Source organism: Sedimentibacter sp. B4, assembly GCF_000309315.1.
GTDB classification, from domain to species: domain Bacteria; phylum Bacillota; class Clostridia; order Tissierellales; family Sedimentibacteraceae; genus Sedimentibacter; species Sedimentibacter saalensis.
In genome coordinates, this window is sequence record NZ_CANG01001056.1 from 1 (window position 1) to 388 (window position 388).

Sequence of the window (388 nt, forward strand, 5' to 3'; positions counted from 1 at the left end):
GATGATCGTGGCCGCCCCCCGCCGCAAGGGGAAGAACAGCCAGCCGGTCTCCTGGTTTCCGCTCTGGATGGGCATTCCGGAGAACTGGGGCTGCTCCGAGCCCGGCTGGGCCGTGGTGGCCTGGACGTCGTCGTTGCCGAAGGCGACGAACGAGTAGTCGATCGGTCCCTTGTCCGCCATCACCCGGATCTCGACCTCGAGCCCGGAGTCGGTCCACTGCTGCCGGAGAATCTCCCAGCGCCCGGTGTAGCGCTCGTCGGGGGTACGAAGGGCAGACCGGGTCCGGACGCGGTTACGGTGGGCCGGGCACTGGGGCTGGCGGACGCGGCCGATCCGGGTTGCGGGGAAGCCAGCGCTGTGCCGGCCCAGATCAGGCCAGCGACGACCA

Annotated in this window: 1 protein-coding gene; it reads right to left on the bottom strand. The window is 70.1% G+C overall.

Translation table 11 applies throughout. The annotated features are described in order from the left end of the window. A partial coding sequence (locus tag BN358_RS27260) for a hypothetical protein (protein ID WP_198018541.1) occupies nt 1-388 on the bottom strand: 388 nt, incomplete at both ends.